Annotated in this window: 13 protein-coding genes; 11 read left to right on the top strand and 2 right to left on the bottom strand. The window is 52.5% G+C overall.

What is annotated here, in order from left to right; translation table 11 throughout:
- From smc to KSO86_RS03815, 5 genes are read left to right on the top strand one after another with little or no spacing between them, the layout of a single operon-like run.
- Positions 1 to 3573: a chromosome segregation protein SMC gene (gene smc, locus KSO86_RS03835; RefSeq protein WP_216378858.1), complete on the top strand. Its 3573-nt coding sequence runs from the start codon at positions 1 to 3 to the stop codon at positions 3571 to 3573.
- A 57-nt stretch (positions 3574 to 3630) separates the two neighbouring features.
- The gene (locus KSO86_RS03830) at positions 3631 to 3972 is read left to right on the top strand and encodes a hypothetical protein (RefSeq protein WP_216431830.1); all 342 of its coding nucleotides are present in this window, start codon (positions 3631 to 3633) and stop codon (positions 3970 to 3972) included.
- Positions 3973 to 4009: 37 nt separating this feature from the next.
- On the top strand, positions 4010 to 5110 hold the full coding sequence (gene ftsY / locus KSO86_RS03825) for a signal recognition particle-docking protein FtsY (RefSeq protein ID WP_216378860.1): 1101 nt from the start codon (positions 4010 to 4012) through the stop codon (positions 5108 to 5110).
- A 42-nt stretch (positions 5111 to 5152) separates the two neighbouring features.
- Positions 5153 to 6703 (top strand): signal recognition particle protein, encoded by a 1551-nt coding sequence (gene ffh / locus KSO86_RS03820; protein ID WP_216378861.1) that lies wholly within the window; start codon positions 5153 to 5155, stop codon positions 6701 to 6703.
- A 12-nt stretch (positions 6704 to 6715) separates the two neighbouring features.
- Positions 6716 to 7798, top strand: coding sequence for an amidohydrolase family protein (locus KSO86_RS03815; RefSeq protein ID WP_366493505.1), 1083 nt, complete (start codon positions 6716 to 6718; stop codon positions 7796 to 7798).
- A gap of 66 nt (positions 7799 to 7864) precedes the next feature.
- Here the strand turns inward: KSO86_RS03815 and KSO86_RS03810 are convergent, their stop codons facing one another.
- Both KSO86_RS03810 and KSO86_RS03805 read right to left on the bottom strand, forming a co-directional pair.
- The gene (locus KSO86_RS03810; protein WP_216378863.1) at positions 7865 to 8254 is read right to left on the bottom strand and encodes a hypothetical protein; all 390 of its coding nucleotides are present in this window, start codon (positions 8252 to 8254) and stop codon (positions 7865 to 7867) included.
- An 82-nt stretch (positions 8255 to 8336) separates the two neighbouring features.
- Complete coding sequence (locus KSO86_RS03805; RefSeq protein WP_216378864.1) at positions 8337 to 9272, bottom strand: cation diffusion facilitator family transporter; 936 nt, start codon at positions 9270 to 9272, stop codon at positions 8337 to 8339.
- Between the two features lie 282 nt (positions 9273 to 9554).
- On the opposite strand from KSO86_RS03805, the gene rpsP reads away from it, so the two are divergent.
- From rpsP to lepB, 6 genes are all read left to right on the top strand, one after another.
- Positions 9555 to 10001: a 30S ribosomal protein S16 gene (gene rpsP, locus KSO86_RS03800; protein WP_216378865.1), complete on the top strand. Its 447-nt coding sequence runs from the start codon at positions 9555 to 9557 to the stop codon at positions 9999 to 10001.
- Positions 10001 to 10237, top strand: coding sequence for an RNA-binding protein (locus KSO86_RS03795; protein ID WP_091282155.1), 237 nt, complete (start codon positions 10001 to 10003; stop codon positions 10235 to 10237). The genes rpsP and KSO86_RS03795 overlap by 1 nt, the downstream gene beginning before the upstream one ends.
- A 63-nt stretch (positions 10238 to 10300) precedes the next feature.
- Positions 10301 to 10822: a ribosome maturation factor RimM gene (gene rimM, locus KSO86_RS03790; RefSeq protein WP_216378866.1), complete on the top strand. Its 522-nt coding sequence runs from the start codon at positions 10301 to 10303 to the stop codon at positions 10820 to 10822.
- Entirely contained in the window at positions 10822 to 12156 is a 1335-nt protein-coding gene (trmD, locus tag KSO86_RS03785) for a tRNA (guanosine(37)-N1)-methyltransferase TrmD (RefSeq protein ID WP_216378867.1), read from the top strand. Before rimM ends, trmD begins: the two co-directional genes overlap by 1 nt.
- Positions 12157 to 12287: 131 nt before the next feature.
- Positions 12288 to 12641, top strand: coding sequence for a 50S ribosomal protein L19 (rplS, locus tag KSO86_RS03780; RefSeq protein WP_231700089.1), 354 nt, complete (start codon positions 12288 to 12290; stop codon positions 12639 to 12641).
- A gap of 148 nt (positions 12642 to 12789) precedes the next feature.
- Entirely contained in the window at positions 12790 to 13620 is an 831-nt protein-coding gene (gene lepB, locus KSO86_RS03775; RefSeq protein ID WP_216378868.1) for a signal peptidase I, read from the top strand.

The raw sequence follows: 13620 nt of genomic DNA, 5'->3' as shown, positions 1-13620 counted from the left end.
GTGCACTTAAAAACACTCACATTGCGTGGTTTTAAGTCCTTTGCTTCGGCAACCACGCTCCACTTTGAACCAGGGATCAACTGTGTTGTCGGCCCGAACGGATCGGGCAAGTCGAACGTTGTTGATGCCCTGGCATGGGTGATGGGCGAACAAGGCGCAAAAAATTTGCGCGGCGGCAATATGACTGATGTTATTTTTGCCGGAACCGCATCACGTCCTGCCTTGGGCCGAGCCGAAGTTTCGCTGACGATTGACAATAGTGATGGCGCATTGCCCATTGACTATTCGGAAGTGACAATTTCGCGGACCCTATTCCGCGCGGGCGGTTCTGAATATGCTATCAATGGCAGTCCATGCCGGTTGCTTGATATTCAAGAACTCCTATCTGACACCGGTATGGGCAGACAGATGCACGTCATTATCGGGCAAGGAAAACTCGACCAAGTTTTGACCGCTACTCCCGAAGACCGCCGGTCATTTATTGAAGAGGCTGCTGGAGTACTCAAGCATCGTCGTCGTAAAGAAAAAGCCCTGCACAAACTCGATGCGATGCAAGCCAATCTCACTCGGATCGAAGACCTCACCGCAGAACTGCGCCGCCAACTTGGCCCGTTGGCTCGCCAAGCGTCAACCGCGCGCCGTGCACAAGCAATTCAACAGCATGTATTCGACGCTCGCGCCCGGCTCCTAGCTGATGATCTAGCCCAAGCTCAGGCACGGCTCGCCAGCCAAACCACCAATAAACAGACGCTTGCGCAACAACGAGTAGCAATCGAGCATGCGGTAAGTACCGCCCGCGACGAACTCGAACGGCTGGAAAACGAACGCGCCCAAGCTAGCCCGAAGCTTGCCGAATTCACCGATAACTGGCAACGTGTAACAGCGCTGGCGGAACGCTTCGCGTCGTTGCGTGCGCTGGCGGGAGAACGCCACCGATCCTTGCTTTCGGCAACGCCTGATATCCACCGGGGCGAATCTCCCGAATCTATTCGTGAGCGAGCACAGGTCGCGCGGCAAGAAGAAGACGAACTAACCGCATTGGTCCAGCAAGCGCACGATACCCTCAACGCGGTAATCACCCAACGGGAAGACTGTGAGCGGACCGAACGAAGCATAGATGCTGAGCTGGCGTTGGTCAATCGTGCCTTGGCTGACCAGCGTGAAGCCGCAGCACGGTTAGCTGGCAAAATTACTGCCGTGAAGTCGCGGCTCGAAGCGTTGACGGCAGAACGCGAACGCGTAGTCAGCGCTGGGAACGATGCACAGATTCGCGCCCGCGATGCTGCCGACCAGGTTGCCCGGCTTGAACAAGATATTGTTGCCCATACCGACGGCGATGACACCCTTGCCATTGAACATGAGGAAGCCGCGAAAGACCTTGCTGCTGCCAGTGAACAGGTGGAGCGCGCTCGCGAAACACTAACTCAGGCACAGGGACAAAGCGTTGCCTGGCAAACTAAAGCCGAAACATTGAAACTGTCACTTGCCCCAGAAAATGCTACCGCATGGGCGTTGGACACCCACCGAATCGGGATCAATGGGCTTGTGCGTGATGCCATCCGAATCGACGCTGGCTGGGAAGCTGGAATCGAAGCTGCGATGCTTGGTATTGCAGATGGTGCAGTTGTGACCGACGTCGATCTCGCGATTGACGCCTTGCAGGCTGCCCGCCAAGCAAATGCTGGACACGTAGATTTCCTTATAAGTGCCCGGCATGATTGTGGCGATCAGACGCAGACACTTATTGAGACTGCCGGCGTATCAGAGCACGAGGCGCGTTCGGCATCGTCAGTGATTCATGGGGACGACGACGTAGCACACGCCTTACGTTATTACCTCGCTGATACTGTGCTTGCTACGGATCTGCGCATTGCCCGCAAACTCATGAACGCTGGTGCTCAGCGAGTCGCAACGTTAGCTGGCGACGTCGTCACGTTAACTACGGCTCGCGGTGGGGAAGTGGAGCATAATGCGATCTTGGCTAGACAAGCTCTCTATGATGATGCGGTACAACAAGCAGAACGTGCCCACGAAGTAGAACAAGAAGCCCAACGCGATATCGATAAAGCTATTTCTGCGCGTAACGTGGCACAAGAAAACTATGATCTTCTCGCAACTCAGCTCACCAGTCGTGATTCTCAGGTGGCGGCGATTAGTGCCCAATTGGGAGTGTTACGGCAATCCCTTTCCGCGGCGCAGGCGGAAACCGAACGAAATGAACAGCGAATACAACGCATTGATGCTGATCTTGCGGCACATACTGACAAATGCGCCGAACTCGAATCAAGAAATGCGGCTACCAGCGATGATCCAGCGGAGCAAACAGCTAAATTAGCTCAGTTGCAGTCGCAGCGTGAGTCTGCGCATCAGGCAACGATACAAGCACGTGCTCAAGAAACCGAAGCCCGGCTGTCGTTGCGTACCCGCGAAGAACGCTTGCGCGCAGTTGCTGGCCGAGCTGACACCTTAGAAAACACTGCGCGATCTGTTGAAGCGCGGATTGCGCAAGAAGAACGCGCCGCGCAACGACGCGCCCAGGCTGCACAGATCGCTGAGAAAGTATATGAGTATGCTGACCGGGCAGCACGCGAGGCACAGCGTTTGGAGACTGAGATCAATCAGGAACGCGAAGAACTGAACGAAGCACATTCGGTACGAGAAGCTGGCATAGCCCAGGCGCGCCGGACACTTGATGCAGCTTTGGCGCAGGAACGAAAATTTGACGACAGCCGCCACCAACACGAACTGGCTCTTGCCGAACTACAACTGACGTATAAGCAGTTAGCTCAGCGTGCCATCGAAGATCTTGGCATGGAAGCGGCCACGTTAATCGATGAGTTCGGGCCACATCAGCTCATTGTTGATCCGGAATCGGTAGACGACGAAGGACGTCCACGCTCATACCCGTATGTGCGTAGTGAACAAGAAAAACGACTAGCCCGCGCGGAACGTGATCTCGCCAAACTCGGAAAAATTAATCCATTGGCGTTAGAAGAACACGCAGCGCTGGAAGAACGCCACAGTTACCTATCGGAACAATTGGCTGATTTGCGTCAGTCGCGTGCCGATCTGCTACAGATAGTGAGCGATATTGACTCACGCGTTCACGAAGTGATGGGTGGAGCATATCAAGATGTGGCTCGCGCATTTGAACGTATTTTCCCGCGGCTGTTTCCTGGTGGAGAAGGTAAATTGGTGCTGACGGATCCAGATTCGATCCTTACGACTGGAATTGACATTGAAGCTCGTCCGCCGGGTAAACGGGTGAAACGGCTTTCGTTACTCTCCGGTGGCGAGCGCTCCTTGACCGCTCTTGCTTTTTTGGTTGCGATTTTCATGGCCCGTCCATCACCGTTCTATGTGATGGACGAAGTAGAAGCTGCATTAGATGATGTCAATCTTTCCCGGCTCCTAGATATTTTCGTCGAACTTCAAGAAAATTCGCAGCTCTTAGTCATCACCCACCACAAGCGCACAATGGAAATTGCCGACGCACTCTATGGCGTGGCGATGCGCGAAGGCGGAGTTACCACGGTGATCTCACAACGCCTCAAAGATGTTACCCAAATGTGACTGACGAAATAGCGTGCCCTGTATCCATTCCTAACTTGGTGAAGGCACACTAAGAGTGTGTGGTTACCGTTGATTGTTGTGTGTGTAATGTCTGTATTTGCTATCGGTGTTATCTGGCTGATAGCTTCGTGGCGTTGTCCTGAAAAGGGCTTCGTTGGATACTATGTTGATGCTGTTAAAGCGATGCGAGCAGACCGGCTCGATACTGAACAGTTTGCCATCGAGCATCATGACGTCTCTATCAATGATGTGTTTTCCACGTTTGCGCCTTATGAAGGTGACGCGTATTTGACACCGGAAGAGCTCAATGCTGCGGTGAGTGAATTGGCATCAAACCCTGGTGTGGAAAGGGTTAAAAAGGTAGCAGATATGTTAAAGAAGGAAAATCACGCCGCCTAAAGTTTATTTTTCTTCCATTGTGCGGGAAGATTAGCATGTGTCTTCTTTAACTTATCTTGTCATTATTGTTTCCCTGCTAGCACTTGTTGCGCTTGGTGGGGCGGTTGCATTCATAAAAACACGCCGGTCTGATCAGCTTCCGCCTGCCCAACAAACGCAACTACTACCTGCTGAAGAAGAGGCAGAACCTACCCCAGATACGGTGCTTAGTTCACCGGCGCAGGAAGTCCCAGAATCAATGCCGTCGCGTATGCAACGCTTACGGGCACGTTTGGCACATTCGGGTGGGCTCGGCCAGGCATTGCTTGGAATCCTTTCTCGTGGTGACCTATCGCCAGCAGATTGGGAAGAACTAGAAGAAACCTTGTTGATGGCTGATGTTGGCTTAGATGCCACCACTGAGATTCTCGATAACTTGCGCACCGCAGTGAAAGTTGCTGGCCCGGAAGCCGATACCCGGCAACTATTGCGTGACGAATTATTGAAAGCCGTCAATGTGGAGATGGATCGTTCGCTCGCACTAACGAACAAACCAGCTACCATTTTGATGGTTGGTGTTAATGGCACTGGTAAAACTACAACCACTGGTAAACTTGCTCGTCTTCTTGTTGCCCAAGAGCACACTGTACTTTTGGGAGCAGCAGATACGTTCCGTGCGGCCGCAGCTGATCAGCTCTGCACCTGGGGCGAACGCGTTGGGGTAGAGGTAGTTCGCTCCGACCGTGAAGGCGCAGATCCGGCCTCGGTAGCATTTGACGCAGTTAAGCAGGGAGCCGATACCGGCGTCGACGTCGTCATCGTTGATACTGCTGGGCGTCTCCAAAACAAAGCTGGGCTTATGGATGAGCTCGGCAAAATTAAGCGCGTTATGGAAAAAACTGTGCCTACTGGCGAAGTCCTGCTCGTCCTAGACGCAACCACTGGTCAAAATGGCATGCGCCAGGCCGAAGTGTTTGCTCAAGCCGCCGGAATCACTGGTATCGTCTTGTCCAAGCTTGACGGTACTGCAAAAGGTGGAATCGTTATTTCAGTCCAGCGTGCGCTTGGCGTCCCAGTGAAGTTTGTTGGTCTGGGCGAGGGCGCGGATGATTTTGCTCCGTTCGATCCAGAAAACTTCGTCGATTCGCTACTATCCTAAAACTCCTATCGTTCCCGATTAATCCCTGTCGAAAGGTCTGTCATGTTCAACTCCCTCTCTGATCGTATTACCGGTTCCTTGCGGAATCTTCGCAAGCGCGGTCGGTTATCCGAGCAGGATGTCGAGGCAGTAATTTCCGATATTCGCCGCGCGTTATTGGATGCTGACGTGGCGTTACCGGTTGTCCGTACTTTTACGGCGGCGGTTCGGGAAAAGGCTGTAGGGGCTGTTGCTTCGCAGGCACTCAACCCGGCACAACAAGTTGTTAAGATCGTTAACGAAGAGCTTATTGCGGTGCTCGGTGGGGAAAGTCGGGAGCTGAATTGGGCTACCGGACGTCCAACAGTCATTATGCTGGCCGGCTTGCAAGGTGCTGGTAAAACCACCTTGGCTGGGAAGCTGGGCCGCTGGCTGCGCGAAAGTGGCAAGCGCCCGTTGCTGGTTGCATCTGATCTGCAGCGGCCAAACGCCGTGCAACAGCTGACGGTTGTTGCTGGTCAAGCTGGCGTTGAGGTGTGGGCGCCACAGCCAGGTAACGGAATCGGTGATCCGGTTCAGGTAGCTCGCTCCGGTGTTGCGCATGCTCAAGAAAACGGCTTCGACGTGGTTGTGGTTGATACTGCAGGTCGTTTGGGCATCGATGAAGAAATGATGGCCCAGGCTCGCAATATTCGCGACGCGGTAAATCCGGATGAAATCTTGTTTGTGCTGGACGCGATGATTGGTCAGGACGCAGTGACGACGTCGTTGGCTTTCCGCGACGGCGTTGGATTCACGGGTGTTGTTCTCTCGAAGCTCGACGGCGATGCCCGCGGTGGTGCGGCGCTTTCAGTGCGTGGTGTTACCGGTCAACCAGTACTCTTTGCATCTACTGGTGAGAAACTCGATGCGTTTGAGCGGTTCCATGCTGATCGGATGGCATCTCGTATCCTCGATATGGGTGATATTCTCACTCTTATTGAACAGGCGGAACGCACCTGGAATGAGGAAGAAGCTGCTGACTTAGCCGCTAAGATGGCAGGCGGCGATTTTACTCTTGACGATTTCTTGGCGCAGCTTAACCAGATGCGCAAGATGGGGTCGATGAAGAAAATCATGGGCATGCTCCCGGGTATGGGACAGTTCCGGGAGGCTATCGAAGGTTTCGACGAACGCGAGATTGATCGCCAAGAAGCCATCGTGCTCTCCATGACTAAAAAAGAACGTGCCAATCCTAAGATTCTGAATGGTTCTCGGCGTATGCGTATTGCTAAGGGTTCGGGTACGTCTGTGCAAGAAGTGAATTCTTTGATGGATCGCTTTGAGCAGGCCAAGAAGATGATGACACAAATGGCGCGCGGCGGTGGAATCCCTGGCATGCCTGGAATGCCATCGATCCCGGGAATGCCGGGCGGTGGGTATACCAAGAAACAAAATAAGAAAGCTAAGAAGAAGAGCGGCTCGAAGAAAGGCCGCTCTGGTAATCCGGCTAAGCGTCGGCAACAGGAGCTTGAAGCGGCTCGGAAACGGGAAGCGTCCGGAAGCGCTTTTGGTGGACAATCTAGCGCCCAGCCGGACGTGAACTTGGACGATCTAAAGAAATTCCTGCGATAGGTTTGCTCGTTGGTGAATTATCGGCTGAGCGGTACGCTACGGGGCACGTCGCATCGTGAGATGTGGATTGTTGACGGGCGCATAACACAGCAAAAACCACAGGGAGCCGTAACCAGTGTCGTCGGCTATGTTTATCCAGGCTTACTTGATGCCCATACCCACCCGGGTGTCAACCGTGATGGACGTTTGCTTGACCGGCGTGAGGTACGTCGTCGGCTAACCGCATTACGCGGATGGGGTGTTACCGCGGTTCGTGATTGCGGTGGGCAGCAAAATCCCAATGAGGATCGCTACGATGGTTTGCCACGTGTGATTCATTGTGGCCAACATATTTCCCGTCCCAAACGGTACACGCGTCACCTAGCTGTTGAAGTTGAACCAACTGATCTCGTCGGCCAAGCCATTATTGAGTACGAGAAATCTGATGGGTGGATCAAAATCGTGGGCGATTGGATTGATCGCGCAGTGGGCGACAATCGTCCGGTGTGGCCCCAGTCTGCTCTAGCGGATGCAGTGGATGCGGTTCACGAACGTGGCGGTAAAGTAACTGTGCACTCGTTTTGTACCGAAACTATCGATGATCTGCTCGAAGCCGGAGTAGACGGTATCGAGCACGGCACTGGAATGACGGCTGAGCACCTGCAAGAAGCTGCGCATCGTGGAATTCTGATTACCCCGACCGTCCATCAAATTAGGCGGTTTCCAGAATTTGCTGACGCCGGTTCGCGTTTCCCGATCTATGTGGAACGGATGCGGGGAATGGACCGGAAGCGGCGCGAGCATTTAGAGCTAATGATGGAATCGGGAGTACCTATGCTGTTGGGCACGGATACGTCGGAGAACGTTGGCGAACTATCGATGCCACATGAACTTATTGACGCCGTAGCTGATGGTTTCCCGCCAGATTTTGCGATGGCGAATGCGAGTTATGCGGGACGTTCTCGGATTGGATTGCCGACTTGGGAGGAGGGAGCTCCGGCTGATTTCGTTGTCTACGATAGCGATCCGGAAGTAGATATTACGCAGACGTTGCATCCCGCCTCGGTGTTTATCGATGGGATCCGGTTTTCAGGCATAAAAAGAACTAAAAAGTGACCGATACTCAAACTATTTCTATGGAAATAGCTGGATAGAGTATCGGTCACTTGGTTTGATTATGGGTTAATGGGATCGGCGTGAATAAACCCCCAACGTCACTAGCCATGTGGCAACGCCAGCGATGCTTAAACCGGTAGAAAGTGGCGTGGAAGTAAGGAAGCGACCCAATGAGGGGTATTCGTCAACGCTCACAAATCCAATACACAAGGCAAGAAGTAAGCAGGCTTCTCCGATCAGAAACAAGACGGCTAGCGCTCGTGATGGAGAATTCCATGAAGATGCCACCAGCAGAATATTTAAGGTGACGATGCCTACGAAACCTAACATAGCCGCAATGATAAGTGGCAGGAATGGGAATCCTATTCCTGATATTAGGCGGGAAGCAAAGACAAGATAGAGCAGGGCAGAGAGTAATAAGCTACCCAGCGACATAACGGTCAGAGTTTTCTTCATTGAAATTCCGTTCCTTGTTCTAGAGTGCATCGGCTAGAACATACTGATCGTCAACAGTTGATAAATTATACTGTATGACCTTTTACATTTTTTTCAAGGGGATATAGCCTTGTGGAATGTCCTTATAAGATTCTGGATCATTGATCGGTTCGACGTGAACTGTCACGGTCGCATCTGATAATTGTTGTTGGATTTCGCGGACGAGGTTCTCAGCAAAGTCATGGCCTTGTTTGACTGTCCATAAATCAGGGACAAGGGCATCGAAATTAATGTGACGGTCATGTCCGGAGACGCGAGTTTGCAGGCCGTGGAAGGAAATACGTCCTTCTTGCGTATGCGAATTGAGAATTTCGATGATGACTTTGTTTTCGTCGTCGGGCAATGCGACATCCATAAGTCCAGCTAGGGCGTCCCGCATAAGAGTAACGCCAACGTAGATAATGTTTAACGCAACGCAGATCGCGATAATCGGATCAAGCTGAGACCAGCCCGTGATTGCCACTAGACCAACACCGACGACGACGCCAGCCGAAGTGACGATGTCAGTAAACAGATGTTTTGCGTCCGCAATCAGAGTGGGCGAGGTGTATCTTTTTCCTGCTCTTAACAATAGAAAACCAGCTGCAGCGTTAACAGCTGACGCAATGAGAGAAATGATAATTCCGATACCGAGCTGATCAACCTCGACCGGCCGAATCAGGCGTTCAATAGCTGTAAACATGATGAGAGCGGCCGCGCCAAAGATCATTGCGCCTTCGAGGGCAGCAGAAAAATACTCCGCTTTGGACCGGCCGAACGGAAACCGTGAATTTGCGGGCTTTGCGGCGAGCTTCAGAGCCAACAGGGCGACGATGGCGGCAACTAGGTTGACAACGGATTCCATCGCGTCCGATAAAAGTGATACTGAACCTGTAACTTCGTACGCAACATATTTCAAACTGATTGTTACGACTGCGGCGCCCACGGATAGCCAGGCGAAAGCAGAAAGATCACGGGAAGACTCTGACGAAAAACTCATAATCCTATTGTGTACAGGATAAGAGTTATTGTGGATGGGAAATTGTGCGTGAAGAATCACATCAGCGCAGCTGACCAGAGGTGAGCGATGCCACCAGTAGCAACAGTGGATTAAATGGTGTTGGTGTGGGAAATCTGGCAGAATGGTTCGTTGTACTCAGGATGCAATTCGGACCTCTCACCGGGTGAATTCCTCAGTTAGGAACAGTTCGCTGATACGTGTATTTCCCACCGGATCAGAGTCATGTTCCGCCCAACTATAGAACCAGGAGTGACCACAAAAGTGGCAGTCAAGATTCGTTTAAAGCGCATGGGTAAAATCCGTCAAGCGCAGTACCGTGTTGTTGTCGTCGATTCGCGCAAGAAGCGTGATGGCCGCGTCATCGAAGAAATCGGTTACTACAATCCACATACCGAGCCTTCAACCATCGACATCAATTCTGAGCGCGCTCAGTACTGGATCGGCGTTGGCGCACAGCCATCCGAAGCAGTACTCGCTCAGTTGAAGATCACCGGTGATTGGCAGGCTGCCAAGGGTCTTGAAGGTGGCTCCACCTTGAAGACCGTCGAAAAGGTTGATGCTGAGAAGGCTCGCGAAGAAGCTATCAAGGCTGTTCAGGACGAGGCTGAGAAGCGTCGTGCTGCAAAGGCCAAGGCTCGCGAAGAGGCCGAAGCTAAGGCTGCTGCTGAAGCTGCCGAAGCCCCAGCTGAAGAGACCGAGGAAGCCTGATGTTAGCCGAAGCCTTGGAACACCTCGTCCGTGGAATCGTGGATAACCCCGATGATGTCGAGGTCTCTTCCCGAACTAACCGCCGCGGTGAGCTTCTTGAAGTTCGCGTAAACCCGGAGGACTTGGGCCGCGTGATTGGCCGTAATGGCCGCACGGCCAAGGCGTTGCGTTCTGTGATGAGCGCACTGGCAACGAACGGTTCCGTTCGCGTTGATGTGATCGAAACTGATCGCTGATTTTACGTGTAGCAGACCCGCCCTTGGAAAACGAGGGCGGGTCTGTTTATTAGAAAGGTCATCATGCTTTTAACAGTTGCTATTGTCGGTTCTGCTCATGGGCTCAAAGGTGAAGTCAAACTTAATGTGCGCACTGATGCGCCGGAACGCCGACTCGTCGTCGGCGCAATGTATGAAACAGACCCTGCTGATCTTGGTCCGGTTACAATCGCAAGTGTGCGCTCCTACAAAGGGTCTACGTTCGTCACTTTTGCGGAATATGCAGATCGGACCGGTGCCGAAGCAATGCGTAATGCCAAACTTGTGATCGAGACCGACGAAGATGAAGTCGAAGAAGATGCGTGGTACCCACATGAACTTGTTGGGCTCGAAGCCTTAGACCCGGAAGGATATGAGCTCGGTGAAGTAACTGGACTCGAACCAGGACCCGCTCATGACTATCTCATTGTGCGCGAGCCGGACGGGATAATGACTCGAGTACCATTCGTCAAAGCGATTGTTACTGAAGTAGACCTAGACGATCACTGTGTGATCATTGATGCGCCGGCTGGCCTGTTCTCTGATGACGAGCTGGAGATCGACTGATGCGCATCGACGTCATGACCGTATTCCCGGAATTCTTTGGAGTTCTCGACGTTTCTCTAGTGGGAAAAGCACGTGCCCGTGGATTGATTGATATTGAAGTCCACGATGTACGCGATTGGGCCACAGACGTCCACCGAACTGTGGACGATACGCCATTCGGTGGTGGCGCCGGCATGGTTATGAAGCCAGATATTTGGGGTGCTGCTCTCGATGATGTACGCGCACGTTCCGGTATAGCCGGGCAATGTGTCCTCGCAATCCCAACACCTTCTGGTCATCCGCTCACGCAGCAGCGTTGTTATGAGCTGGCACAGGCAGATCATATGATTATCGCGTGTGGGCGGTACGAAGGAATTGATTCCCGAGTGGCTGAGTATTACGCAAGCCAGCCCGACGTCGTCGTCTATGAATATTCGCTTGGAGACTACGTACTCAATGGCGGTGAGGTAGCTGCTACTGCACTGATCGAAGCCGTCGGACGTTTGGTGCCAGGTATGGTTGGCAACCCAGAATCCTTAGTTGAAGAATCCCATGGCGAAGCCGGTCTGCTGGAATACCCGGTTTATACTCGGCCAGCGGAATTTCGAGGGATAGAGGTACCTGAGGTTTTGACGTCCGGAAATCACCAAGCCGTCGCCCGATGGCGCCGGGATCGCGCCCTTGAAAAAACCGCAGTACGCCGGCCGGACATGATCGAGCGAGTGAGCAATCTCGACAAGAAAGATTGTGCCCTCTTAGCTCAGTACGGATGGATTCGTCCTCGCAAAACGGATGGACCAGTAAAACAGGTGACCGTGCGTTTAGCTGGTGAAGCCGACGTCGAAGCGCTTACCGAACTTGCGCGACGTACCTTCCCAGATGGTCTTGATCGGAATGTGTCCGAAACAGATGTCCAGATGCACATAACCCAGCATGTGAATAAAGAAAACGTTCGCTCGTGGATCACGAATGGCGCCCAGCTTGTTCTCGTTGCAGAACTGGAACGCGAAATTATCGGATTTTCTCATGCAATGTGGGATACACAGATAACTCATCATCTAGGAGCTCCGCAAGCATCGGATCTGGTGTACGTTGCAGGAATCTACCTCGATCGATTGTGGCGAGGTAGCGGACTATATGGATTGCTGATGACAGAAACATTCAAGAAGCTCCGTGACTGTTCTGCGGTCCCGAATCATGCAGACGTGTGGACTGCAGTGGCCAACGCTAATCGCCGGGCACAGAAGGCGCTCAAAAAGTCCGGATTCGTGTCTTTCGGGGAACGTACCGGCAATGTTGGTGACGCGAATAATAGTGAAGTCACTTTAGTGCGGCCACTCAATCTGGCAGAATAAGAAACGCTTGCTATAACGCGTACACCAGAGCCTGCCGCAGGGGGTGGCGTACGAGGCAAGATAAATGCACATACGAACGGGGGTAACCCCGGAAAGCATTCTGACCTGCGCGCAGAATGGTTGAGAGAATCATGGATTTTCTAAAGAAGATTGCTGAATCCCAGCTCACTGAGCGCCCAGACTTCCGCGCTGGCGATACCGTCAAGGTTAACGTCAAGGTTGTCGAAGGTAACCGTCACCGTATCCAGGTCTTCCAAGGCCTAGTTATCGCTCGTAAGGGCGGCACCGGTGTCAACGGTACATTCACCGTCCGCAAGTCATCGTTTGGCGTTGGTGTGGAGCGTACGTTCCCACTGCACTCCCCGAATGTTGACTCCATCGAGGTCGTGACCCGTGGTGATGTCCGCCGGGCTAAGCTGTACTACCTACGCAATTTGCACGGTAAGGCAGCTAAGATCAAGGAGAAGCGTACCGACGCTCGCTGATCGTATTTGTAAGAAATGTCCCGGCTATATGTCGGGGCATTTCTGTATTGTGATGGAACTGATACGTGACGCGCGGTAGTTGACCTACGCACAACCAAGGCTGCTTATGTAGGCTTAAAGAGTCGTAAATTTATACGTCAGGAGAAAGATGACATCGGATACCGGTGAAGAGATTGAAGCCGAGCGCTACGCTCCGGCTCCTGACGTGATGCCACCAACTATCGAACCGGTGTCGCTTGATGAAGCGCGGGCTCAACGTTTACGAATTGTTATCCCAGCGGATAAAAAACCGGTATCTCTTGGCCGCAGATTTTTCTCGTCAATTCTTGAGATTGGTACTATTGTGGCGATTGCACTGTTATTCTCAGTGCTACTAAAAACATTTTTTCTGCAGGCTTTTGAGATCCCGTCCGGTTCTATGGAGGACACCATCATCATTGATGATAGGGTTGTGGTCAATAAACTTGCCAATAGCGCTGATGATCTTAACCGCGGTGACATCGTAGTGTTCCGGGATCCAGGGCAATGGTTAGCCAACACCCAGGTACCTGAACCTTCCGGGTGGCAAGCTGGCATCCAAAAAGTAGGCGAAGCAGTCGGACTTATGCCAAAGAATGCCGGAAGCCACCTGATTAAACGGCTTATAGGTTTACCGGGAGACCACGTCTCATGTTGTGACGACAAAGGACGCATGATGGTCAATGGGCATAGCCTCGATGAAACTTATATTAAACCCGGGGTAGCGCCTTCTGACGAGACCTTTGACGTGCGAGTCCCGCGTGGACACGTGTGGGTCATGGGAGATAACCGTTCTGATTCGAGTGATTCGCGGTATCACCAACGAGTTGATGGATCTGGCTTTGTGCCGATTCGAAATATAGAAGGGCGCGCTTGGTTGCGTATTTTGCCTGTATCTCGATTTGGAACCTTACCGGATGTATCGAAGGTTTTTGAAGGCGTTCCTGAACCACAACGGTGA

It is taken from the genome of Arcanobacterium phocae, assembly GCF_018913465.1.
In the GTDB taxonomy this organism is placed as follows: domain Bacteria; phylum Actinomycetota; class Actinomycetes; order Actinomycetales; family Actinomycetaceae; genus Arcanobacterium; species Arcanobacterium phocae_A.
The sequence above is the reverse complement of the archived record's forward strand: the minus strand, read 5'-3'. Positions and strand labels throughout refer to the sequence as shown.

What these genes read in the sequence shown, in the direction of transcription:
- rimM (WP_216378866.1), top strand. Translation starts at nt 10,301, where the DNA reads ATGCTTTTAACAGTTGCTATTGTCGGTTCTGCTCATGGGCTCAAAGGT.
- lepB (WP_216378868.1), top strand. Translation starts at nt 12,790, where the DNA reads ATGACATCGGATACCGGTGAAGAGATTGAAGCCGAGCGCTACGCTCCG.
- KSO86_RS03810 (WP_216378863.1), bottom strand. Translation starts at nt 8,254, where the DNA reads ATGAAGAAAACTCTGACCGTTATGTCGCTGGGTAGCTTATTACTCTCT.
- KSO86_RS03805 (WP_216378864.1), bottom strand. Translation starts at nt 9,272, where the DNA reads ATGAGTTTTTCGTCAGAGTCTTCCCGTGATCTTTCTGCTTTCGCCTGG.
- rplS (WP_231700089.1), top strand. Translation starts at nt 12,288, where the DNA reads ATGGATTTTCTAAAGAAGATTGCTGAATCCCAGCTCACTGAGCGCCCA.
- KSO86_RS03795 (WP_091282155.1), top strand. Translation starts at nt 10,001, where the DNA reads ATGTTAGCCGAAGCCTTGGAACACCTCGTCCGTGGAATCGTGGATAAC.
- ffh (WP_216378861.1), top strand. Translation starts at nt 5,153, where the DNA reads ATGTTCAACTCCCTCTCTGATCGTATTACCGGTTCCTTGCGGAATCTT.
- trmD (WP_216378867.1), top strand. Translation starts at nt 10,822, where the DNA reads ATGCGCATCGACGTCATGACCGTATTCCCGGAATTCTTTGGAGTTCTC.